22 protein-coding genes and 1 pseudogene are annotated in these 23,165 nt (G+C 62.7%); 14 read left to right on the top strand and 9 right to left on the bottom strand.

What is annotated here, in order from left to right; translation table 11 throughout:
- Positions 1-11: 11 nt before the first annotated feature.
- The 3 genes from otnC to ltnD are packed head-to-tail and all read right to left on the bottom strand — an operon-like array spanning position 12 to position 2,763.
- The gene (gene otnC, locus ACZYGA_RS16110; protein ID WP_479399618.1) at positions 12-665 is read right to left on the bottom strand and encodes a 3-oxo-tetronate 4-phosphate decarboxylase; all 654 of its coding nucleotides are present in this window, start codon (positions 663-665) and stop codon (positions 12-14) included.
- A complete protein-coding gene (gene otnK, locus ACZYGA_RS16115; protein ID WP_479399619.1) occupies positions 662-2,014 on the bottom strand; it encodes a 3-oxo-tetronate kinase in 1,353 nt (450 codons plus the stop codon). Before otnK ends, otnC begins: the two co-directional genes overlap by 4 nt.
- Positions 2,014-2,763 carry an L-threonate dehydrogenase gene (gene ltnD / locus ACZYGA_RS16120; protein WP_479399621.1) on the bottom strand — a complete coding sequence of 250 codons (750 nt, stop codon included), beginning with the start codon at positions 2,761-2,763 and terminating at the stop codon, positions 2,014-2,016. Before ltnD ends, otnK begins: the two co-directional genes overlap by 1 nt.
- Positions 2,764-2,824: 61 nt before the next feature.
- Between ltnD and ACZYGA_RS16125 the strand changes: the two genes are divergently transcribed.
- From ACZYGA_RS16125 to ACZYGA_RS16145, 5 genes are all read left to right on the top strand, one after another.
- The gene (locus ACZYGA_RS16125) at positions 2,825-3,514 is read left to right on the top strand and encodes a substrate-binding domain-containing protein (protein WP_479399640.1); all 690 of its coding nucleotides are present in this window, start codon (positions 2,825-2,827) and stop codon (positions 3,512-3,514) included.
- A gap of 280 nt (positions 3,515-3,794) precedes the next feature.
- On the top strand, positions 3,795-4,730 hold the full coding sequence (locus ACZYGA_RS16130; protein ID WP_479399622.1) for a beta-keto acid cleavage family enzyme: 936 nt from the start codon (positions 3,795-3,797) through the stop codon (positions 4,728-4,730).
- Complete coding sequence (locus ACZYGA_RS16135) at positions 4,727-5,680, top strand: L-carnitine dehydrogenase (RefSeq protein WP_176494133.1); 954 nt, start codon at positions 4,727-4,729, stop codon at positions 5,678-5,680. The genes ACZYGA_RS16130 and ACZYGA_RS16135 overlap by 4 nt, the downstream gene beginning before the upstream one ends.
- Positions 5,680-6,147 (top strand): thioesterase family protein, encoded by a 468-nt coding sequence (locus ACZYGA_RS16140; RefSeq protein ID WP_479399624.1) that lies wholly within the window; start codon positions 5,680-5,682, stop codon positions 6,145-6,147. Before ACZYGA_RS16135 ends, ACZYGA_RS16140 begins: the two co-directional genes overlap by 1 nt.
- A 118-nt stretch (positions 6,148-6,265) precedes the next feature.
- Positions 6,266-7,186, top strand: a complete 921-nt coding sequence (locus tag ACZYGA_RS16145; protein ID WP_479399626.1) for an alpha/beta hydrolase fold domain-containing protein — start codon at positions 6,266-6,268, stop codon at positions 7,184-7,186.
- A 168-nt stretch (positions 7,187-7,354) separates the two neighbouring features.
- Here the strand turns inward: ACZYGA_RS16145 and ACZYGA_RS16150 are convergent, their stop codons facing one another.
- The 3 genes from ACZYGA_RS16150 to ACZYGA_RS16160 all read right to left on the bottom strand — a co-directional run bounded on the left by ACZYGA_RS16150 (position 7,355) and on the right by ACZYGA_RS16160 (position 9,308).
- Positions 7,355-7,759, bottom strand: coding sequence for a hypothetical protein (locus ACZYGA_RS16150; RefSeq protein ID WP_479399628.1), 405 nt, complete (start codon positions 7,757-7,759; stop codon positions 7,355-7,357).
- Entirely contained in the window at positions 7,674-8,264 is a 591-nt protein-coding gene (locus ACZYGA_RS16155; RefSeq protein ID WP_479399630.1) for a hypothetical protein, read from the bottom strand. The genes ACZYGA_RS16150 and ACZYGA_RS16155 overlap by 86 nt, the downstream gene beginning before the upstream one ends.
- Before the next feature lie 87 nt (positions 8,265-8,351).
- Positions 8,352-9,308 (bottom strand): GlxA family transcriptional regulator, encoded by a 957-nt coding sequence (locus ACZYGA_RS16160; RefSeq protein ID WP_479399631.1) that lies wholly within the window; start codon positions 9,306-9,308, stop codon positions 8,352-8,354.
- Between the two features lie 675 nt (positions 9,309-9,983).
- On the opposite strand from ACZYGA_RS16160, the pseudogene ACZYGA_RS16165 reads away from it, so the two are divergent.
- The 5 genes and pseudogenes from ACZYGA_RS16165 to tdh all read left to right on the top strand — a co-directional run bounded on the left by ACZYGA_RS16165 (position 9,984) and on the right by tdh (position 17,891).
- Positions 9,984-11,497 (top strand): annotated as a pseudogene (locus ACZYGA_RS16165) (BCCT family transporter).
- A gap of 647 nt (positions 11,498-12,144) precedes the next feature.
- Positions 12,145-13,551 carry a BCCT family transporter gene (locus ACZYGA_RS16170; protein WP_479399633.1) on the top strand — a complete coding sequence of 469 codons (1,407 nt, stop codon included), beginning with the start codon at positions 12,145-12,147 and terminating at the stop codon, positions 13,549-13,551.
- Positions 13,552-13,831: 280 nt separating this feature from the next.
- Entirely contained in the window at positions 13,832-15,310 is a 1,479-nt protein-coding gene (locus ACZYGA_RS16175; RefSeq protein WP_479399635.1) for a BCCT family transporter, read from the top strand.
- Between the two features lie 320 nt (positions 15,311-15,630).
- Positions 15,631-16,869: a glycine C-acetyltransferase gene (locus tag ACZYGA_RS16180; protein ID WP_404626803.1), complete on the top strand. Its 1,239-nt coding sequence runs from the start codon at positions 15,631-15,633 to the stop codon at positions 16,867-16,869.
- Complete coding sequence (gene tdh / locus ACZYGA_RS16185; RefSeq protein ID WP_404626802.1) at positions 16,866-17,891, top strand: L-threonine 3-dehydrogenase; 1,026 nt, start codon at positions 16,866-16,868, stop codon at positions 17,889-17,891. Before ACZYGA_RS16180 ends, tdh begins: the two co-directional genes overlap by 4 nt.
- 59 nt (positions 17,892-17,950) lie before the next feature.
- On the opposite strand, the gene ACZYGA_RS16190 is transcribed toward tdh, so the two are convergent.
- A complete protein-coding gene (locus ACZYGA_RS16190; protein WP_404626800.1) occupies positions 17,951-18,892 on the bottom strand; it encodes a LysR family transcriptional regulator in 942 nt (313 codons plus the stop codon).
- 131 nt (positions 18,893-19,023) lie between these two features.
- Here ACZYGA_RS16190 and ACZYGA_RS16195 point away from each other — a divergent pair, with 131 nt between their 5' ends.
- The 4 genes from ACZYGA_RS16195 to ACZYGA_RS16210 all read left to right on the top strand — a co-directional run bounded on the left by ACZYGA_RS16195 (position 19,024) and on the right by ACZYGA_RS16210 (position 21,771).
- Positions 19,024-19,485, top strand: coding sequence for a DoxX family protein (locus ACZYGA_RS16195; RefSeq protein WP_084208395.1), 462 nt, complete (start codon positions 19,024-19,026; stop codon positions 19,483-19,485).
- Positions 19,486-19,534: 49 nt separating this feature from the next.
- Positions 19,535-20,260, top strand: coding sequence for a pirin family protein (locus ACZYGA_RS16200; RefSeq protein WP_404626799.1), 726 nt, complete (start codon positions 19,535-19,537; stop codon positions 20,258-20,260).
- 220 nt (positions 20,261-20,480) lie between these two features.
- Complete coding sequence (locus ACZYGA_RS16205) at positions 20,481-20,885, top strand: YkvA family protein (RefSeq protein ID WP_077377519.1); 405 nt, start codon at positions 20,481-20,483, stop codon at positions 20,883-20,885.
- Between the two features lie 196 nt (positions 20,886-21,081).
- A complete protein-coding gene (locus ACZYGA_RS16210; RefSeq protein WP_479399637.1) occupies positions 21,082-21,771 on the top strand; it encodes a hypothetical protein in 690 nt (229 codons plus the stop codon).
- A 148-nt stretch (positions 21,772-21,919) separates the two neighbouring features.
- Here ACZYGA_RS16210 and ACZYGA_RS16215 read toward each other — a convergent pair whose 3' ends face one another.
- Both ACZYGA_RS16215 and ACZYGA_RS16220 read right to left on the bottom strand, forming a co-directional pair.
- Positions 21,920-22,621 carry a DMT family transporter gene (locus tag ACZYGA_RS16215; RefSeq protein WP_455708781.1) on the bottom strand — a complete coding sequence of 234 codons (702 nt, stop codon included), beginning with the start codon at positions 22,619-22,621 and terminating at the stop codon, positions 21,920-21,922.
- Positions 22,618-22,893 (bottom strand): hypothetical protein, encoded by a 276-nt coding sequence (locus ACZYGA_RS16220; RefSeq protein ID WP_404626793.1) that lies wholly within the window; start codon positions 22,891-22,893, stop codon positions 22,618-22,620. The genes ACZYGA_RS16215 and ACZYGA_RS16220 overlap by 4 nt, the downstream gene beginning before the upstream one ends.
- Between the last annotated feature and the right edge of the window lie 272 nt (positions 22,894-23,165).

Consider the following 23,165-nt stretch of genomic DNA (forward strand, 5'->3'; position numbering starts at 1 on the left):
GAGGTCATCACTCAGGGGCGGCCGAATTTGGCTTCGAGTTCCGCCACCTGTTCCGGGGTCATCCCACGTGGATTCTTGCCCTGCAGCAGCAGGAACAGCTTGGCGGTTTCCTCAAGCTCTTCCGTGGCATAGACCGCCGCTTCCAGGGTCTTGCCGGCCACGACGGGGCCATGATTGGCCAGCAGCACGGCACAATGCTTGCCGGCCAGGCCACGCACGGCATCGCCCAGCGCGGGGTCGCCCGGCATGTAGTAAGGCACCAGCGACAGCTTGCTGACCCGCATCACGTAATAGGCCGTCAGCGGCGGAATGCACTCACACGGATTCACATCCGGCAGGCAGGACACCGCCACCGAGTGGGTCGAATGCAGGTGGACGATGGCACCCGACTGCGGGCGCTCGTCATACATGGCGCGATGCAGGAAGTGCTCCTTGGTCGGCGCGTCGCCATCGATCAATACGCCTTGGGCATCCAGGCGTGAGATGCGCGCCGGGTCTAGGCGCCCCAGACAGGCATTGGTCGGCGTCATCAACCAGCCGCCATCGTCCAGCCGCTGGCTGATGTTGCCGCTGGAGCCCATGGTCAGGCCGCGGTCGAACAGTGACTTGCCGTAGGTGGCGATCTGCTCGCGCAACACGTTGATGTCGTGCCGTGACTGACTCATGCGGTCTCCTCGCGAGGATTCATGGCATCGAGGACATCGAATGCCCGGGTAAAGAAGTCTTCGCCGCCGAAGTTGCCGGACTTGAGGGTCAGCGAGAGCATCGCCTCCGGCTGCGAGGGGCCGGCGGCCGGGCGCGGTGCCTGTGTCCAGGGCACGCCGGGGTCGATCTGACCGCCGATACGCAGCTCACGGATGTCGAGTGCCGAGACCACCGCGCCGGAGGTTTCTCCCCCCGCCACCAGCAGGCGACCTACCCCTTCCGCGACCAGCGTGCTGGCCAGACTGGCCAGGGCGCACTCGATGAGTTCACCGGCCTGCTTGACGCCCAGTGACGCCTGCGCCGCCTTGACGCCTTCCGGCTCGGCCGAGGCGTAGATCAGAAATGGCTTGGGGTCCTCCGCCGCCAGTTGCTCACGGGCGAAGTCGAGTGCCGCCTCGAAGTGGGCATCGCTCGCGTTGAGCTTGACGGGGTCCAGCGCGAAGGCGGCATGCTGCTGGGTGAAGTGCGCCACCTGCTTGAGCGTTATGCGCGAGCAACTGCCGGACAGCACCATCGCGGCGCCCTGCGCCGGGGCCAAGACCGCCGCATCATCGATCTGCGCAAGCCAGCCCTTGCGGCGGTACTGGGCAGGCAAGGCCTGCGCGAGGCCAGAGCCACCGGTGACCAGCGCGTGCTCCACCAGCGTCTCGGCCAGTACCTCGAGATCACGCTCGTCGAGACTGTCGCAGACCACATGACGCACTCCTTGCGCCTTCAGCGTGGCAAGTCGCTCACCAGCGGCCTGCGCTCCCTCACTCAACGTGGCGTGGTTGAGCAGCCCCACACCATGGGGCGTCTGGCGTGACAGCACGCGTACGATGTCGGCATCGGTCATCGGGTTGAGGGGGTGATGCTGCATGCCGCTGTCATTGAGCATGCGGTCACCCACGAACAGATGCCCCTGATAGACACTGCGCCCGTTGATCGGGAACGCCGGCACGAAGGCGGTCTGTGTGCTGTCCAGCGCCTCCAGCAGCGCATCGGCGACCGGGCCGATATTGCCCTCCGGCGTGGAATCGAATGTCGAGCAGTACTTGAAGAACAGCTGGCGAGCCCCCTGGGCTTTCAGCCATTCAAGCGCCGCCAGCGATTCACTGATCGCCTGAACCACCGGGCAGCTGCGCGATTTGAGCGCGATGACCACAGCGTCCACTTCGCTGAGATCCAACCCGCTCCCCGCCCCTTCCTGCGGCGCGTTCTGGGGGACCCCGATCACCTGCACGGTGCGCATGCCGGCCCGTACCAGGTTGTTGGCAAGATCCGTCGCGCCGGTGAAGTCATCGGCGATTCCGCCCAATACGATCGGCATCACTGCGCTCCTTCATCATTGGCGGCCGGCAGGCTGAAGCTGCCGAGACGCTGATAGACCTTGATGACCGCCGAGTCGTCCTCGCGCCCGAAACCGGCGCCGCTGGCAGCGGTGAACTGCTGCAGGGCACTGCCCGCCACCGGCATGGCAAGCTTCAGCTCACGCCCGGTGCTGTGCACGATGTTCAGGTCCTTGACGAAGATGTCGACGGCCGACAGCGGCGTGTAATCGCCCTTGAGGATGTGCGGCACGCGATTCTCGAACATCCAGGAATTGCCCGCGGAATGGGTGATGACGTCATACAGGGTGTCGGGGTCAATCCTCATGCTCATGCCCAGCGCCATGGCTTCGGTCGCCGCCGCGATGTGCACGCCGGCGAGATGCTGGTTGACCAGCTTGACGCTCGAGCCCGGGCCGGCGCAGTCGCCCAGCCGATAGACATTGGCCGCCATCGCCGCCAGCACGCGTTCCGCCTTGACGTAAGCCGCTTCACTGCCGGAGGACATCACGGACAGCTCACCGCTGCGTGCCTTGACGGCACCGCCGCTGATCGGGGCGTCGAGCAGCTCCAGCTGCATGTCGTTCAAGCGGGTTTCCAGTTCACGCGCGAAGCTCGGCGCCACGGTGGCGCACTGGATCACCAGGCTACCCGGCGCGAGTCGCTCGGCCAGCCCCCTCTCGCCCTGGGCCCCGAATAGCACCTGCTCGACCTGATCGGCATTCACCACCACCAGCACCAGCACCACCACCTGACAGGAGGAATTCGAGGCGCACGGTTATCAGCTGCTGCTGGGCAAGACGGACTACGATCTGGCTCGCGAAACCCAGCTGATCCGAACCTTTCTGGGCTGGTCAGCCGCGGGCCTGGTGGTGACGGGACTGCACCATGACGAGGCGACGCGCCAGATACTCGAGCACTGGAATCAGCCCATCGTGGAGATCATGGAGCTGGGGGAAGGGTTGGATCTGAACGTGGGGATGGATCATGTCGCCGCCGGACGCGCCATGACCGAGCATCTGCTGGCACGCGGGTATCGCACGATCCAATTCGCCGGTGCCGAACTCGATCGCGACTATCGTGCGGCGATGCGCTACGCCGGGCACCGTGAGGCGCTGGCGGCGGCCGGCATCGAGGAGGCTCCCCTGCTCGACCTGCCCGTGCGTCAGCAGATGACCAGCGGTGCGCAGGCGCTCGAGCGCATCCGCGAGAGCCACCCTGACTGCGACGCCATCCACTTCGCCAACGATGACATGGCCTGTGGCGCGATTCTCGCCGCCGCGCGGCTTGGGGTGCGCATCCCAGAGGATATCGCCATCGCCGGCTTCAATGGCCTGCCAATCGGGGAGCATGTCACGCCGCGCCTCACCACCATCGTCTCACCGCGGGAGCAGATAGGCCGTGTGGCCACACGCAAATTGCTGGCACGCATCAACGGTGACCCCGTCGGGGAACTGAGTCATGACCTGGGGTTCACGCTGCGGGTCGGTGACAGCACTTGAAGCCGCGAAGCTTCTCAAGGCGCAGTCCGGTTGACTCACGATTGAGGCCTCTCAAAGGCGCATTTACGTCATTCAGGGCGGGCTGGTACCCAGCCTCGTCGAAGTTGACGTAAAACGCAAAGTATCCGGCGCGTTCTGATCATCTCGCCGCCCCCAACTTCACGACACTGTGTTCAACAAAGGCGCAGAGGCAATGCGACCGGGACGTGCAGGTTGACGTCTGGTGACATGGCCGCTGCGACTTACCGCAGACAAGTGTCCTGACACGTGAGGCTCGACGATGAATCGCAAGACTATCCTGACATGCGCCATCACTGGCGCGGGTGATACCGCCAGCAAGAACCCGAATGTTCCGGTGACGCCGAAGCAGATCGCCGATGACTGCATCGCGGCGGCCAAGGCCGGCGCCAGCGTGGCCCACATTCACGTGCGTGATCCGGAGACCGGCGGCATCAGCCACTCCACCGAGCACTTCCGTGAAGTCATGGACCGTGTGCGTTCCGCCGACACCGACATCGTCATGAACATCACCGCAGGTGGTGGAGGCGACTGGATTCCGGATGCCAACGACCCGACCCGTGGCGGCCCGGGCACCGATATCCAGACCCCGGCCGAGCGTCATGCGCCGATCCAGGAACTGCTGCCGGAACTGTGCACCCTAGACTGCGGCAGCCTGAACTTCGGCGACATGATCTACATCAACACCGCTGACTGGCTGCGTGAGCACGCTCGTCTGGTGCAGGCCGCTGGCGTCAAGCCGGAGCTCGAATGCTTCGACCTGGGCCACGTCTGGTTCGCTCGCCAGCTGCAGCAGGAAGGCCTGCTCGACGACGACCTGCTGTTCCAGCTGTGCCTGGGCATTCCTTGGGGCGCGGAAGCCGACACCGAAACCATGCTGACCATGAAGAACAAGCTACCGACCAACTCCAACTGGGCAGCCTTCGGTATCGGCCGCATGCAGATGCCGATGGTCGCACAGGCCGTGCTGCTGGGCGGTCACGCTCGCGTCGGTCTCGAAGACAACCTCTATCTGTCCAAGGGTGTGATGGCCACAAACGCTCAGCTGGTCGAGAAGTCCTCTGGCATCATCGAGAACCTGGGCTCCAGCGTGATGACCCCGGCCGAGACTCGCGCCTTCCTCAAGCTGCGTGATCCGTCCACCAGCAAGACCGCCGGCGACGTGGCTGCCCTCGAAACCGCAGGAGGTGTCGCATGAGCCAGTTATCTGTCGTAGGAACCGGTGTCATCGGCAACGGCTGGATCTCCCGCGCGCTGGCCAATGGCTGGGACGTGGTCGCCTTTGATCCGGCCCCGGATGCCGAAGCCCGCACTCGCGCCTTCGTCGAGAATGCCTGGCATGCACTGGAGAAGGATGGCCTGGCGGAAGGCGCTTCCGTCGATCGTCTGCGCTTCGCCGCGACCCTCGAAGAAGCTGTCGTCGGTGCTGATCTGATCCAGGAAAACGTGCCGGAGCGTCTGCCGCTCAAGCAGGAAATCCTCAGCGCCATCGATGCCGCGGCCGAAGAGCACGTGGTGATCGGCTCTTCCACTTCCGGCTTCAAGCCGACCGATCTGCAACAGGACTGCAAGAAGGCACCGGGCCGCGTCATCGTCGCCCACCCCTTCAACCCGGTCTATCTGCTGCCGCTGGTCGAGCTGGTGGGTGGCGAGCACACCTCTCCGGCGCTGCTGGAAGGCGCACGCGAAGACTATCAAGCACTGGCCATGCGTCCGCTGATCGTGCGTCGCGAGATCGAAGGTCACATCGCGGATCGTCTGATGGAAGCGCTGTGGCGTGAAGCCCTGCACCTGGTCAACGACGGCGTCGCCACCACCGAAGAGATCGACGCGGCCGTCGTCTATGGCTGTGGTCTGCGCTGGTCGCTGATGGGCACCTTCCTGACCTTCCACCTCGCCGGCGGCGAGCCGGGCATGCGTCACATGCTCGAACAGTTCGGCCCGGCCCTGAAACTGCCGTGGACCAAGCTCGAAGCGCCGGAGCTGACCGACGAGCTGATCGACAAGGTCGTGGAAGGCTGCGAATACCAGGCAGCGGGTCGCCCGGTTGCCGAGCTGGATCGTCGTCGCGATGACTTCCTGGTCGAGCTGCTGACGCTGACGCGCAAGTACTGGCCGGAAGCCGAAGGTCTCGAGGGGCGTATCTGATGGACCTGCTCGAGATCACGGTGCCGCATGAATGGGTCGACTACAACGGCCACATGAATGATGCCGAATACGCGCGTGCCTTCTCGATGGCAGTCGAGGCACTGATGGAGCACGTGGGCCTGGATGCCGAGGGTCGTCGCGAACACGACCTGACCATCTACACCCTGGAGACGCACCTGTGCTACCTGGCGGAGGCGCACGAAGGCCAGACACTCAAGGTCAAGGTCCTGCTGCTGGATCACGACCCCAAGCGTCAGCACGTGCTGTTCACCCTGACCGATGCCGACGGCGGCGAGATTGCCACCAGCGAGCAGATGTTGATGGCGATGAGCATCAGTGACGGTCGTCCGACCCCCTGCCCGGAAGCGGTGGTGGAGCGCATTGCCGCCCTGCCCCAGCCGGCAGGCGACGATGACTGGCCCAAGGCGGCCGGCCGGCGTATCGGTATTCGTCGCAAGACGGCCTGATACGCGCACCGGCAGCGTCAAGAGGTAGACCGTCCTTTCGAAGGATGGACCGACACCCCGTCAGTTTCTGGCGGGGTGTTATCGTATGCATGACATTTTTCCTTTCGGGCCAGAGACCATGACACACGAGACATCTTCACCGCTGCGTTGCCAGGCGTTCATCGACGCCTTCGCCGACGGCATGGCCGAGTTGGCAGGCCTGTCAATCGCCGAGAGCCGGCCTCAGTGCGAAGCCCTCTACGCGCGCCTGGCCGCACCACTCGCAGACGGCGTCACGCCAAGCGACGAGACACTGCATTCCGACGATGGCCACGTCATTGCCCTGCGACGTTTCCGCCCGACGCGTGAGGCGCCACGCAAGGACGGCTGTGTCGTCTATCTGCACGGCGGCAGCTGGCAGATCGGTTCGCTGGATAGCCATCAGGGCGTGGCCTCAAGCCTGGCGTCACGGCTCAATCGTGAGGTCATCAGCGTGGATTACCGGCTGTTGCCGGAAGCGTCCTATCAACAGGCGCTGATGGATTGTGAGGTTGCCGTGCGTGAACTGCCCCCTGTCGCAGTCGTCGGCGACAGTGCTGGCGGTCGCCTGGTCATGGATGTCTCACGCCTGCATCACGAGACACAATCGCCCTATGTGCTGGGCCTCATCTACCCGCCGATGGACCCGGTACTGAGCCTCGATAATGAAGACCTCGCCACACTGGGGCCAACGGCGCCATTGCTGAGCCGTGAAGAAATCGTCGCCATGTGGCAGCTGGTGGCCGAGGGTGACCCCTCGCATAGTTACGCCATGACGCCACCCCATTCACGGCAGGCACCGGCGCAGGTCATCGAAGTGCTCTCGGTCGAACATGACCCTCTCACGGCGCCGCTGGAGGCGGCCGTCGCCACCTGGAAGGCCCAAGGGGCGGAAGTCGGCTATCACTGCGCGACGGGGATGGTCCACGCCGCCCTGCACGCCCATCATGAATTGCCTGAGATGGGCATCGCCTGGCGTGATTTCTGTGACGCCTTGACGCGCCGTCTTGACGAGGCATGATGCCGCCCCGGGCGGTCGTGCCATGAAAAGAGGCCCGTACCGATGGCATCGGTACGGGCCTCTTTTCGTCGTGATCCACCTCAAGCACTGACCGGCCCGAGGTGCACCCTCATCTGCCGTGTCTGGACGAGACATTCTCATGGTTACGGTGGATCACGCTTCAGCACATCACGCTGCCTCACAGCGCACGTCATCGCGTCGAAGGACACGCAGTTCGACATCCGCCGGGCAGTGTGAGACCCGCGGCTGCCAGCGGGACTGTAGTCGCTCACGCAGGTCCGCGTCGCCGTAGATCACGACCACGACCACCAGGCGAAAATCATCCTCCAGCGCCCGCTGTGCGATGAGAGCTTCATAGAGAATGCTGTCGAGAATACGCTCGGCCCTGGCATGATGCTTGAGCACTCTGACATCCACGAAGGTAGTCGTGGAGGCCTTGCCGGCAAACACCGCATCGAAGCATGCCTGCGTATCCCCTACCTGGACATCATGACGTACCTCGCCGGACGGCTCTGCCCCGGACTCGCGGACGATCTGTTCTACCAGTGCGGTCTTCAATGCGCGCAAGCTCATGGCGATGCTCTCGCGTCATCTTCTCCCGCGACATCTCATGCGATGTCACCGCCCCACCGGCGGGTGACGCCATTGACGTATCGTCACTGTCGTCATGGAGCAGTTGCGCCACGTCGGCATCATCCACGGGTGGCTGGGCAGACGACGCCTTGGCTGGCGGCATCTCGATGCCAGGCTCTCCGCCCAGTGAGTCCTGTACCTCGGCCGTCAGGCGCTCCTCCTGTTCGGCGGGCGACAGGGTGCGCATGAAGGAGCGGTCCTTGTGGTAATCACCGAGGGCATAGAGCTTGCCATGATGCTTGGTCACCAGACGATAGAACACGCCCAGCACCAATAGCGGAAAGATGACGATGAAGGCGATCAGCGGCGAACGCTCGACCTCTGTCAGCTTGTCTGCGGATGAATCCAGCAACAGGCTCGCGAAGCCGTAGATCAACGAGATGAACAGCGCGATGATACCGAGCGGATTGCGCGCCAGTTCCTTGGCATTCTTTACGAACGGCATAAGTGCTCCATTCCTTGAGACCTCCCTATCCCTTTGTTACCACCATACTTTACACGGCAACAATCCGTAAGGATTGTAACGGTCGCCTTAGCGCTCGGCTCGCGGGGAGTGTCCGAAGTGATTGCGATAGGCCCGCGAGAAGCTTGAGCTCGACGTGAAGCCGCTGGACAGTCCGATGGAGAGAATATCGAGATCCGTCTCCTTGAGCAGATGCCGAGCACGTTCCAGCCGCAGCCTCAGGTACCAGGCTCGCGGCGACGTGGCGAGTTCCTGCTCGAACAGACGCTGCAACTGTCTGAGCGAGATGCGACAGCGTCGGGCCAGCTCCTCCAGCGACAGGGGGGTGTCCAGATGCTGCTCCATCAAGGCGACGGCATCGACCAGCTGGCGCTTGTGAGTGCCGAGTCGCCGCGCCAGCGTCATGCGCTGCTGATCGGTACGCGTCCGCATGCGGTCATGGACAAGCTGCTCGGAGACATCGACTGCCAGGGCCGTGCCGTGCCGCCGGGCAATCACGTCCAATGCCATGTCCATCGCCGCCGCTCCCCCGGCACACGAGAAACGCCTTGCGCCCAGCTCGAACAATTCATCCGAGGTGCTGATGGCAGGGAAACGCTCGCGAAACGCCGGCAGACTCTCCCAGTGCAGTGTGACGCGCTCACCATTGAGCAGTCCGGCCGCGGCGAGCAGGAAGCACCCGGTATCCAGCCCGCCCAGCACACAGCCACCGGCATCGAGGCGATTCAGCCAGCCAGTGAGAGCGCGATTCAGGTGAGCTTCCGGCTCGAAGCCACTGCATACCGCAAGCGAAGGCAGCGAGCGGATATCCAGAATGCTGTGATCCGCCACCAGCGTCATGCCGCTCGATGCCGTGACCGGCTGGCCATCCTCACTGATCAGCAACCAGCGAAACAGCGTCTTGCCACTGATGCGATTCGCGATGCGCAACGGCTCCACCGCCGCGAAGAAGGCCATCATCGAAAAACGCGGCAGCAGCAGAAATCCGATCGTTTCGGGCAAGGGGCCGGAATAGTCGAGACGCATGACGCGAGAGCCTCCGTGACAGGGAAAGAGAGGTGTCATGGGTCATCACCCGAGAGCGTGACATGACGACGACCGCCAAAAATGACGCATTACGTTAACAATAATTCGCCTGACGACAAAACAGACTGTTGAAATTTACCTGTCGTCGAGACTTCACCATGCCGCCTCCCGGGCATCCCCAGGGCCTCAGTGCGAGCGTCTGGTGATCATGTCGTGGTGATTCGCGTCCCGCTTGCCCGACCCGCTTCTGGCGTAGCGTGATTTTTCCAGAAGCTGTAGCCATCAAAAACAATCCCATCCATAACATATCGTAATATTTTTAGGCAGTTAGCCAAGAACTGCTCTTTCCAAAATGCGTTCCTCATCTCTTCTCGTTGCCAACACGACAACAATAATGGTGCCGGATGAGCGGTCGATATCCCCGATGCCTCGACCGAGACAGGGATCGCTGGCCCTTTGACCAGCTCGAACAGGAGTTACTGCGTGACCCCTTCCCAATCCGACCTCGCGTCCTCTCCCGATTCCACGAATACCGCCCCTCTGCCCTATCCCAACGCCAGTTCCAGCGTGCAGGTCGAGACCTCAGGCTGGCTGACCGGCATGCACAAGGGCATGACCCTGACCTCAGCGGGCCTGCTGCTGCTCTTCGTCCTGGCCACGGGCCTGGCACCCGACATGTCCGCCAGTCTGTTCGGCGCCGCCCACGCCTGGATCGAGTCCACCTTCGGCACCTATTATCTCGTCACCATCGTCGGACTGATCGGGCTGTGCATCTCCCTGGTGTTCTCTCCCTGGGGCAACCTGCGCCTCGGCGCACCGGACAGTCGTCCCGAATTCTCACGCTTCACCTGGGTCTCGATGCTGCTCTCGGCAGGCGTCGGCATCGGCATCCTGTTCTTCGGGGTCGCCGAGCCGCTGTTCTACTTCGATGACTCCGGCGGCTTCGGCTACCCGAACAACCCCCACGCGGACCTCGCCGGCCACATCGCCATGACCCATGCGCGCGCCGTGGATGCGCTCAAGCTGGCCTTCTTCCACTGGGGCCTGCATGGCTGGGCGGTCTATGTGATCGTCGGCATGACCCTGGCCTACTTCGCCTATCGCCGCGGCCTGCCGCTGGCCCTGCGCTCCGCGCTGTATCCGCTGATCGGCAATCGCATCTATGGCCCCATCGGCCACGCCGTCGACATCATGGGAGTACTGGGCTGCGTGTTCGGTATCGCCACCTCGCTGGGCCTGGGCGTCAGCCAGATCGCCGTCGGCCTCAATCGTCTGACCGGGCTGGATTCCGGCATCTACACCAGGTGGTACTGATTGCCGTGATCTGTGCCATCTCCATCGCGTCTGCCGTCTCGGGTGTCAGCCGGGGTATCCGCATCATCTCCGAACTCAACGTCGGCGTCTCCGTCATCGTGGTGGGCAGCTTCCTGATCGGGGGGCCGACGCTGTGGTTGATCAGCATGTTCGGCGAGACGCTGGTCTCCTATGTGCGTGACGTCATCCCCATGGGCCTGTGGGTGGCGGGCACGCCGCTGGAACGCGACTGGCAGGATGCCTAGACCATCTTCTACTGGGCCTGGTGGCTGGCATGGGCGCCGTTCATCGGCCTGTTCATCGCCCGTATCTCCAAGGGCCGCACCGTGCGTGAATTCGTGCTGGGCGTGCTGATCGCGCCGCCGCTGATCATCTTCATCTGGCAGGCGCTGTTCGGTGGCACCGCGCTGCACCAGGAACTGACCGCAGCCATGGGCCCGGGAACCGGCGAACTGATGGGCATGATCCGCGACTGGAACCTGCCGGAGGCGCTGTTCGCCACGGCGGATACACTGGTGGCCAATGACACCCTGAGCGTCATCCTGTCCTCACTGCTGATCTTCCTGCTGATCAGCTGGTTCGTGACCAGCTCCGACTCCAGCACCCTGGTCATCACCACCATTCTATCGATGGGCGATGAGGAGCCGCTGGCGCGCCACCGGATCTTCTGGGGCGTCTGCATCGGCTCGGTCGCTGCCGTCCTGTTGATGGCCGGCGGCCTGAAAGTCCTTCAGACCGTGCTGATGGCGGCGGCATTGCCGGTCAGCCTGGTGATTCTGCTCATGACAATGGGTCTTCTGATCGCCCTGATCGAGGAATCGCGCATGGCGCTCAAGGCACGTCGCCGAGCCTCCCCCGACACGGGCCTGAATTGATCCGCCGGTCAGTCTGACCAATGCCGGTCACGGCTCCTGCCATGACTTGATGCCGGCACCCGCATGACACGAATCCCCGCTTGAGGCCACAAGGCCCGGCGGGGATTGGCGTTTCTGGCTCCCGGACATCCTCTTCCAGCCTCTCCCGGAGGGCCTCTGAGCGCCGAGGCACTGCAGGCTTCCAGCGAGAAAATATCCGAAAAGCCGGCCTGACGCTTGCCGCATGACGCGTTCAGCTAACTGGACTTCGTTTGAGGAGAAAATGATCGGGGACGACGCTCTAGCCTTAGAACGTGTCGATGTCTGATGTCCAGAACGTTCCACACAGGTAGTGCGAGACAACAATCACAACAATAAAGGAGTGTTCCCATGACACCCGCCCAACAGGACTCGCAAGAGTCCGCTCACCGCGGCATCCCCCCTGATTTGACACAGCGCCTTGAGACCCGCGGCCCGCTCAAGGGCATGCACAAGGGCATGACACTCACCGCTGCCGGCCTGCTGCTGGCCTTCGTGGTCGGTGCCGGCCTGAGTCCGCAGGCCTCTTCTGCCCTGTTTGGCGCCGCCCGCGCCTGGATCGAGAACACCTTCGGCACCTACTACCTCATCCTGGTCGTGGGTATGATCGCCCTGTCACTGGTCTGGTGGTGTCTCCCTGGGGCAGCCTGCGACTCGGCCCCAGGGACAGTAGACCCGAGTTCTCGCGTTTCACCTGGATCTCGATGCTGCTCTCGGCAGGCGTCGGGATCGGCATCCTGTTCTTCGGGGTCGCCGAGCCACTGTTCTACTTCGACGACTCCGGTGGCTTCGGGTACCCCAACAACCCGCACGCGGATCTGGCCGGCGCTACCAGCATGGACCATGCCCGCGCCGTCGAGGCCCTCAAGGTGGCCTTCTTCCATTGGGGCCTGCATGGCTGGGCGGTGTATGGCGTCGTCGGCATGACACTCGCCTACTTCGCCTACCGCCATCACCTGCCCCTGGCACTGCGCTCGGCGCTCTATCCGCTGATCGGCGAACGCATCTACGGTCCCATCGGTCACGCCGTGGATATCATGGGCGTACTGGGCTGTGTCTTCGGAATCGCGACCTCGCTGGGTCTCGGCGTCAGCCAGATCGCCGTCGGGCTCAACCGCCTCACCGGACTGGATGCCGGGCTCGGCACTCAGCTGGCGTTGATCGCCGTCATCAGCGTGATCTCCATCGCATCTGCCGTCTCCGGCGTGAAGCGCGGCATCCGCTTCATCTCCGAGCTCAACATCGGCGTCTCGGTGCTCGTGGTCGGCAGCTTCCTGATCTGCGGCCCCACCCTGTGGTTGATCTCGCTGTTCGGCGAGACGCTGCTGGCCTATCTGCGCGACGTGGTGCCGATGGGACTCTGGGTCGCCCAGACCCCGGGCGAGAGCAGCTGGCAGGAAGGCTGGACCATCTTCTACTGGGCCTGGTGGCTGGCCTGGGCCTCGTTCATCGGCCTGTTCATCGCGCGTATTTCCAAGGGACGCACCCTGCGCGAGTTCATCCTCGGCGTGCTGATCGCCCCACCGCTGATCATCTTCCTCTGGCAGGCGCTGTTTGGCGGTACCGGTCTGCATCAGGAGCTGACGGCCGCCATGGGCCCGGGGACCGGCGAGCTGATGACGCTGGTGCGCAACTGGAATCTGCCGGAAGCCCTGTTCGCCACCGCCGATGCCCTGGCCGGCAACGGCGTGCTGGGAGTCATCCTTTCCTCGCTGTTGATCTTCCTGCTGATCAGCTGGTTCGTGACCAGCTCCGACTCCAGCACCCTGGTGGTCACCACCATCCTGTCGCTGGGCGATGAGGAGCCGCTGGCGCGTCACCGCATCTTCTGGGGCATCTGCATCGGACTGGTGGCCGGTACCTTGCTGATGGCAGGCGGCCTCAAGGCACTGCAGACCATCCTGATGGCCGCCGCCTTGCCGATGAGCTTCGTGATCGTGGCAATGACGATGGGCCTCCTGGTGGCGCTCTATCAGGAATCCGGCAACGCACTGAAAAGGTTCAAGAAACCCGCCCAGCATCACACAGGCCCCTGAGCCCGCTCTAAGCCCCTCACTCGATCCGAGCCCGTCGTGCCAGCAGGCAACGGCGGGCCTTGAGGCATGTCTTTCACGTCAGGCGCTCCACGAGACACATAATGTCGTGTTATGGCAAATACTGGTCGCCAATAACCAAAAATTAACCAGAGGGCAAGATAGGCTTATGAGGTCCTTGCCACCCACAGGAGTCAGCCATCGTTATCTGCCCTCTCTTGACGACTTCTTGCTGCCGTCAGCTTGCCAGTTCGACAACAACAACTTCAGGAATCGCGCTCTCATGACGACCGACACTTCCTCCTCCCGCCAGCCCGAGGCCACCACGGATTCCGTCTGCGGCCTGGGGGACACAGACTCCGCCAAGGGCAAGTACCTGACCTCGATCGCCACCGTCGCGGTCATCACGCTGCTGATCGGCACCGCCGCCCTCTTCCCGACGGGGTTCCTCGCGGCCCTCGACACCGTCAAGACCTCGGTGATCGGCAATCTCGGCTTCATCTTCACCTGGCCGGCCTTCGCCATCTCGCTGGTGATGCTCGTGGTGTGCTTCACGCCGCTGGGCAAGCTGCGCTTCGGTGAAGGCGAACCGGAATTCCACACCCTGAGCTGGATGGGCATGCTGTTTGCTACCGGCATGGGCATCGGCCTGCTCACCTGGGGCGTGCTGGAGCCCAAGTACCATACCGATGCCGGACAGAGCACCGACATGGCACTGCTCAATGCCTTCAATCATTGGGGCCTGCTTGCCTGGGCGGGCTATCTGGCCATCGGCGCGCTATTCGCGCATGCCATGTACAACATGAAGATGACCAAGCCCGCCGAAGAACTGCTGGGCAATGGCCTGTGGAGCAAGCTCAATCTGGTCAGCCTCGTCGTTTCCACTGTCATCGGCCTGTCGCTGTCCTTCACCTACGCGACCACCCCGATCCAGCAGGGGCTGGTCAAGCTGGTCGGCATCGAATTCAGCCCGACCCTGATCATCAGCGTGCTGGCCGTATGCGCCATCATCTCCTCCGCCTCTGGCCTCAAGCGCGGCATCAAGTGGCTGAGCAACTACAACACCCTGTTCGCCATCATTCTGATGATCGGCGTGCTGGTGCTGACCGTCCCCGGCGACATCGTTTCCACCTTCGTGCGTCTGGTGCCGGAATACCTGCTCAAGTACCCGGCGATGGCCACCGACATCGGCCTGGGTGATCCGGAGCGCAAGGCGTGGCTGGCCGACTGGCTGTATGCCTTCGAGGCTGCCTGGTACGGCTGGTTCATCTTCACCGGCGTCTTCGTGGCGCGCATCTCCAAGGGCCGTACCCTGCGTGGCATGGTGCTGGGGGTGATGCTGGTGCCGACCCTGTTCTCGTGCCTGTGGTTCGTGGTGTTCGGTCTCGGCAGTCTCAGTCTGGGCGTCGAGGACGTGTTCAAGCTGATCGATACCATCGATACCACCGGCATCCTCTCGGTGATACTGACGCTCAACATCCTGCTGTTCTTCATCACCAGTGCCGATTCGGCAGGACTGGTCTGCGAGATGCTGACCGTCAAGCGCTCGCGCGCCTTCTGGATCATCGCCATGGCCGCCCTGGCCATCGTGATCAGCTGGCTGGGCGGCGATGTCTACAAGACCCTGCTGAGCCTGATCTCGGTCGCCGCGATACCGGTCGCCTTCGGCATCTTCGCCCTGGTGATCGCCTTCGTGATCCGCGTACGCCGTGATCGCGCCTCCCAAGCCATCCCGGCGCCGGTGCCACTCACCCAGCGCTGAACCGCCATGGCGTGTGATGCGCCGCAGCGCGTGCCGACGCAATCCAAGACAACGATCTGGCGCGACGCAATCTGTCGCAACGCAATCTGTCCAGCACAACGGCCCTGCCCTCTAACGAGATGCAGGGCCGTGTCACGTCTGATGCCCGCCTTTTTTCGTCACCTGCCAGGAATGGAATGGCGGGTCTTGCGCCCTCGACGCCGACAGAGCCCTGTTGTGCTGACAACGACCTACTAGGCTGAAATATGTGTCACCACGTTTCACCAAGGCGTACAGCGTCCATCGGAAGCGAACAGGACAACGACAGACAGGAGCGACGCATGCCAGCCAGTTTCCACGACCACCTCAGCCGTCAGATCAATGCGCTGCATGAAGAAGGCCTCTACAAGCAGGAGCGCGAGATCACATCGCCCCAGAGTGCCAGCATCCAGGTTTCCACCAGCGATAAGGACGAGGGACAAGGCGCCCAAGTCATCAACTTCTGCGCCAACAACTATCTGGGCCTGGCCGATAGCCCCGAGCTGATCGCGGCCGCGCAACAGGCGCTGGAGCGTGATGGCTTCGGCATGGCCTCGGTACGCTTCATCTGCGGCACCCACCATCAGCATCGCGTGCTGGAAAAGCGCCTCACGGCCTTTCTCGGCATGGACGATGCCATCCTCTATTCCTCGTGCTTCGATGCCAATGGCGGCCTGTTCGAGACACTCTTCGGCCCTGAAGACGCCATCATTTCCGATGCGCTCAACCACGCCTCCATCATCGATGGCGTGCGGCTGTGCAAGGCCAGCCGCTATCGCTATGCCAACAATGACATGAGCGAACTCGAGGCCCGCCTCAAGGAGGCGGACGCGGCTGGCGCACGCTTCAAGCTGATCGCCACCGACGGTGTCTTCTCGATGGATGGCGTGATCGCCAATCTCAAGGGCATCTGCGAGCTCGCCCGCCGCTACGACGCGCTGGTGATGGTGGATGACTCCCACGCCACCGGCTTTGTCGGCGACAACGGGCGTGGCAGTCACGAATATCATGACGTGATGGACCAGATCGACATCATCACCACCACCTTCGGCAAGGCGCTGGGTGGTGCCTCGGGCGGTGTGACGGCCGCGCGCGGGCCCATCGTCGAGTGGTTGCGCCAGCGCTCACGCCCCTATCTATTCTCCAACTCGCTGGCGCCGCCCATCGTGGCGGCGACCCTCAAGGCGCTGGACAGAATCGAGGACAGCGCCGAGCCGCGCCGTAAGCTGTGGGAGAACGTCGAACGCTTTCGCACCGGCATGCAGGCCGCCGGCTTCACCCTCGCGGGCGCCGGCCACGCCATCATTCCGGTGATGATCGGCGATGCACGCCTGGCGGGCGACTTCGCCAATCGGCTGCTGGAGGCCGGCGTCTACGTGATCGGGTTTTCCTATCCGGTGGTGCCCAGGGGACAGGCGCGCATTCGCACCCAGCTCTCGGCGGCGCATACCCCGGAGCAGATCGACACGGCCGTCTCGGCCTTCACGCGCATCGGCCGCGAGATGGGCGTGATCGGGTCTGCGACGGGAGGTGATGCATGAAGGCGCTGGCCAAGCTCAAGCCCGAACCCGGCATCTGGATGACCGAGACGGCCGTGCCAGAAATCGGCCACAACGATGTGCTGATCAAGATCCGCAAGACCGCGATCTGCGGCACGGACATGCACATCTATCAGTGGGATGAGTGGTCACAGGCGACCGTGCCGGTGCCGATGGTCACCGGTCATGAGTATGCGGGGGAAATCGTCGCACTGGGCAGCGAGGTGCGGGGGTACGAGATCGGTGATCGGGTCTCCGGCGAAGGGCACATCACCTGCGGCCATTGCCGCAACTGTCGCGCCGGGCGTCGCCATCTGTGCCGCAATACCGAGGGCGTGGGCGTCAACCGTCCGGGTGCCTTCGCCGAATACCTCGCCCTGCCCGCTTACAACCTCTTCAAGCTGCCGGATGAGATCAGCGATGACCTGGCAGCCATCTTCGACCCCTTCGGCAATGCCGTGCATACGGCGCTGGCCTTCGATGTGGTCGGCGAGGACGTATTGATCACCGGCGCCGGGCCCATCGGCATCATGGCGGCGGCGGTCATCCGCCATATTGGCGCCCGCCACGTGGTGATCACCGACGTGAATGACTATCGACTGGCACTGGCCGAGCGGATGGGCGCGACCCGAACCGTCAATGTCAGCCGCGAATCCCTGAAGGAGGTGATGGCGGAGCTCGACATGCATGAGGGCTTTGATGTGGTGCTGGAGATGTCCGGCGTGCCGTCAGCCGTGAGTCAGATGCTCGATGTCATCAATCATGGCGGCAAGATCGCTATGCTGGGCATTCCCCCCGGCGAGATGGCCATCGACTGGACCAAGGTCATCTTCAAGGGGCTGACCATCAAGGGCATCTATGGCCGTGAGATGTTCGAGACCTGGTACAAGATGGCCAGCCTGATCCAGTCAGGGCTGGATCTCTCGCCCATCATCACGCATCGATTGCGCGTCGATGACTTCCAGCAGGGCTTCGAGATCATGGGCTCCGGTCAGTCGGGCAAGGTGGTGCTCGACTGGGACTGAGGGGTTTTGCTCGATTGCTCCCCAACGCCTGTCAGCTCCCGATCTTCTGCCCCCGATCGTCAGAGCGCGTGCCGGTCAGTCGTCGCCTCGCGGGGCAACAGCCCGAAGGCCTCGCCCATGCCGGGAGCCGAGAGACGCTGGAGAATCCATTTGAGCGCCTTGCCCTGACGGCCACTGCGCCAGGCAAGGGAGAGGTCGATCGGCGCACGATCCGTCTCCAGTGGCAGCACCGTGAGACTGCCGTCTTCCAGTGATTGACGAATCCGGTGCAACGGCAGATAGCCGACGCCGAGCCCCCTGCGCTGGACGTCTATCTTCTGCGCCGTGGTCTTGACGATGATCTGACTGCGACCATCCAGCAGCCCCGAAGAGCGCCCGGGCAAGCTGCGCGAACTGTCGGCCACGGTGACGGTGGGATAGTCACGCAGGGCGTCGGCGGACAGCGGCTGTGGCAGATGCGTCAGCGGATGGCCGGCCGCCACGGCGAAGACCGGCTCGATCGCCCCGAACACTCGGCTCGACAACCCCGACACCGGTGCCTCGCCGGGCGCTCCGATCACCAGATCACAGCGGTTGTCATGCAACGCTTCCCAGGCGCCCCCCATCACCTCCTCACCGAGTACCACCCGGGTACGCGGCTGGATGGCCTGAAATTCCTCCAACAGCGGATAGAGCGCGTCCGGTTCAAGTATGGAATCGACGCAGATACGCAGCTCGACCTCCCAGCCCGCCCCCGCCTGACGCGCCAGCGCCGTCATCTCATCGGTGGCCAGCAGAATGCGTCGCCCATGCTCCAGCACCAGGCGTCCGGCATCGGTCAGTTCGGCCTTGCGGCGCGAACGGTCGAACAGCGGCACGCCCAGCTCTTCCTCCAGCTTCTGCACCGAGTAGGAAATCGCCGAGGGCACGCGGTGCAGTGTCTCGGCGGCCGCGGCGAAACTGCCACGTCGGTCAATGGCATCCAATACGCGCAGCGCGTCCAGCGTGATGGGTGAGACCATGGTTCAAAAATTCTGATCAATCAGACCAGAATCCTCCGTTATTTTTCTGTGACACCACATTTTATAGTAGCGCCATCGATCAGACACACTGATTTGAAAATCCACCCCTTACCTGATCCCTGGAGCCACTCATGTTCAAGTCCGCCCTCTCTCGCCTGATGTCCACTGACACGAGCCTCGCAAGCCTGGTGCTGCGCGTGCCCACCGGCATCATCTTCATGGCCCACGGGTCACAGAAACTGTTCGGCGCCTTCGGCGGCTATGGCCTGGAAGGCACGGGGCAGTGGATGGCCTCCATGGGCATCGAGCCCGGCTACCTGATGGCACTGTTGTCCGGCAGTGGTGAATTCTTCGGCGGACTGGCCATTCTCATCGGCCTGCTGACGCGCCCGGCAGCTGCCGTGCTGGTCTTCACGATGCTGATCGCCATCCTGACCGTGCATATCGGCAATGGCCTGTTCATGAGCAACAACGGCTTCGAGTACGCGCTGGCCCTGTTGACCATCGCGGCCAGCCTCATGATCACCGGCGGCGGCAAGCTGTCCCTTGATCGGGTACTGCAACCGGGCAGCAACGCCGTGCGCGAAGACTGAAGCCTGCTTCACTCACCGGCAGACACCACGACACTCTGAGGAGGTTGCCATGTTCACGTTACGTCCAGCGGCAGAACGCGGTCATGCTCGATTTGGCTGGCTGGAGTGCCGCCACAGCTTTTCCTTCGCCAGCTACTATGACCCGAATCACATGGGCGTCTCCGTACTGCGCGTGCTCAATGATGACACCGTGGCACCCGGCGCAGGCTTCGAGACGCATCCGCACCGTGACATGGAAATCATCAGCTATGTGCTGCAAGGCAGCATCGAGCATCGTGACACCATGGGCTCACATCGCACCCTGGGAGTGGGCGAAGTCCAGCTGATGAGTGCCGGCAGCGGCATCGAGCACAGCGAGTACAATCCCTCGACTCGCCAGCCACTGCATTTCCTGCAGATCTGGATCACCCCGGATGCCAGGGGCCTGACGCCGCGCTATCAGCAGCAACCCTTCACGGCACGCGAGGGACTCGACCTGTTGATCGCCCCGCCACAAGAGGCCGTGGACGGCATCCTGTCCATCAATCAGGATGCCCGGATGTATCGCATCGGCCTGCAAGGCGCGGAACACACGGATACCTCGCTGGCATTGCCCTTCGCGCCCCAGCGTCGCTACTACCTGCACGTCATCGACGGGACGGCAACACTGAAGGGCAAGGATCAGCAGAGCCTGCCCCTGTCCGCGGGGGATGCCGTCACGCTGGACCATGAACCCGAGGCCACTCTCGCTGAGGCGCGAGGTCTGCATGCGCTGCTGTTCGACCTGCCCGCATGAGCTGGCCTCCGATGGACTCTGGCCATGAGTGGCCTCTAGACCCACGACGCCTCCCCGCCCACATCACTGTCGGCGGGGAGGCTGCGTTATGGCACGTCCACATGGGAGGACACCTGGCAGGGAACGTGGCTGGGCGACATCTGTCATAGGGAGGCATGATACGATCAAGCGCGAGGCTGGTCGTCATCGCCATCCTCGTGATGCTGACGGAGGACACCCCATGAGCAAGGACACGACCATCACGTCCACTCCACCCGAGACACCCAGATTGCCGGCACCGGATGCACAGCCCCTCACGGCCCACGCCTCCGAGTACAGCGAGGAAGGTTTCTGGCACAAGGTCTCGTCGGTCGCCCGCAAGGCCGGCCAGACAGCACTCAATCCCGCCCTGCGCATGTACTTCGCGGCGCAGGATTCCGATACCCCTGTCTGGGCCAGAACCACCATCTATGGCGCGCTGGGCTACTTCATTTCCCCCATCGATGCCCTGCCGGACTTCACCCCCCTGCTGGGTTACACCGACGACATCACCTTGATGGCGGGCGCGGTGGCCATCGTGGCGGCCCATATCAAGCCGGAACATCGCGCACGCGCGGACAAGGTGCTCAAGCGCTGGTTCGATTGACGGCAGGCGACGCGCCTGGCAGCGCCACCCCCTCGTGACGGCACACGGCCTACTGGCCATGAGTTCTTCGTGATGTACAGGGTGTCAACAGTGTTGAATGCCGTGTAGAGCGCTCGTTTAGCGGGTGACACCGTGCGTGTTACCGTGAAGTCATATCTTCATGCCTACGAGCCCCCCGAAAGCGCAGGATGCCTCCATGACAATGTTGAAATTCGCCACGGCAGGTCTCGCGCTGCTGATGATGGCCGGTTGCGCCTCGCGTGCCGAGATCGATATGCCCATCATTCAGCCGGTGCAGTCTCTGGCCTATGAACACAAGACGTTCTACCCCGACATCTATTACAGCCAGCCTCAGGCCAATCTGTTCTCGGGCGCCGCGACCCAGGCCATGCGCCCACTGGGTAGTGCGAAACTGCCGCGCGCCTCTTCACCGCCCATGAAGAATTTCGACATGCTGCTGCGCGAACAGTTACCCACCACCTCGCTGATCACGCATGATGCCCGCGAGAAGGACTATCGCCTCAAGGTCGAGATTCAGGCCCACGAGAACCGTGGCCCCGTCTACCTCGACTATCTGATGGCAAAGAATCTGCCGATGAATCTGCTTACCTTCGGCATCGCCAATGAAGACTTCGATGTGATTGCCGATTTCGAGGTGGTGTACAGCCTCTATGACAAGGATGATCAACTCCTCTATCGCAAGGATTACACGGTCAAGGACTCCGTACCTCATCAGACCGGCAACTTTGATCTCGGGGATCGCATGCTGATGCCTGCCCGCGACATGATGAAGAAATACCTTCAGCTGACGATGAATGACTTCTTCATCCAGGCCAGCCAACCCTCACTGAGGCACGTCGCGGTCGTTTCTTCACCCGCCGTCTGACGCCTGCCGTCAGCCTCTTGTACAAGAACGCCTCGATCACATGGGTCGAGGCGTTCTTGCATGGCCATGCCATCCATTGGTTCGCTCAGATCATTTCATCCTGGCAAGCGACATCGTCGGGCCAGGCCAGTCGTCTGCAGCCTCATCTCTAGCTGGCCTGAGTACCGCCACCTTCCTCACGGGTGGAGGCCGTCATGTTGCGCGGCTTTCCGCCCCGCAAGCCCAACGGCAGGCGAAGCAATACCTCAGGGCCATTCTGCGCCAGGCTCAGGGTCGTGATCGCCACGAGAATCAGCGCCATCCCTGCCAGCTGCATCATGTCCATGCCTTCTCCCAACACGAACACCCCGAACAAGGTGGCCGTGATCGGTTCTATCATGGCGATGATGGAAGCCACCGACGGCAAGGTATTCTTCAGGCCGATCACATAGCAGTAGAAGGAGAACCCTCCCCCCACCAGGCCGAATATCAGAATCAGCCACAGTTCATCGGCGAAGGGGACCGCCACTGCCTGTGAAAGATTCGTCAACGGCAACATCACCAGACTGCTCACGCCCAACGCGATGGCCAATACCCCAGGGGTGCTGCCATTACGCGTGGCTGACTTGAAGGCAAAGATGAAGATAGCGTATGACACACCCGCCAGAAGTCCGAACAGGACACCCAGGGGAGTCACCTTGCCACTCCCGGATTGCAGCACCCCCGTCAGCAGTACGATGCCGATCATCACGCCGACGATGGAAATCAGCTTCACCGGTGTCGGGCGTTCCACCCGGGCCAGGAATGACGTGATATAGACGAAAATCGGCGCGCTATACATGAGAGTCGCGGCAACGGCGACACCACTCATGCTGACACTCGTGAAATAGAACATGAAGTTGCCGGCGCCCCTACCCCCGCCAGCAGCGACCACCCCAGCAACGCGAGCGGTTTTCTGGCCGGCACCTTGTGGTAGCCCAGCAATACCATCCAGGCCAGCATGCAGATGAACCCGACAAGGGCACGCCAGAAGGAAATGACTTCAGCCTCCCAGCCCCAGGACATCAGCAAGCTGCCAATCCCACCTGTCAGCCCCCATTGAAAAGCGGCCAATACAACCAACACACTACCCAGTTTTGCCATTCATGCACCCTTGTCTCAGGAAAAATCGGGTCTTCGATGATTTATCAGCCGCAATCGCAGCGTAACAAGAGTCCTCAAGACACATAAACCCATCCCTCATTGGTCGTAACCAGAGGCTATGAAACTCCATGAATGCCTAGCTATGGCTTTCATAACCTCATGAAAAACTTCGAATATTCGCGTCTTCAAAATGGTGTTTGACACTGGTATTACCAGTCAACATGACGTCGCCAAGAATGTTTTCCTCGCTTACCTTGATCTGGTGAGCCCTA

The organism is Cobetia sp. BL01 (assembly GCF_056493605.1).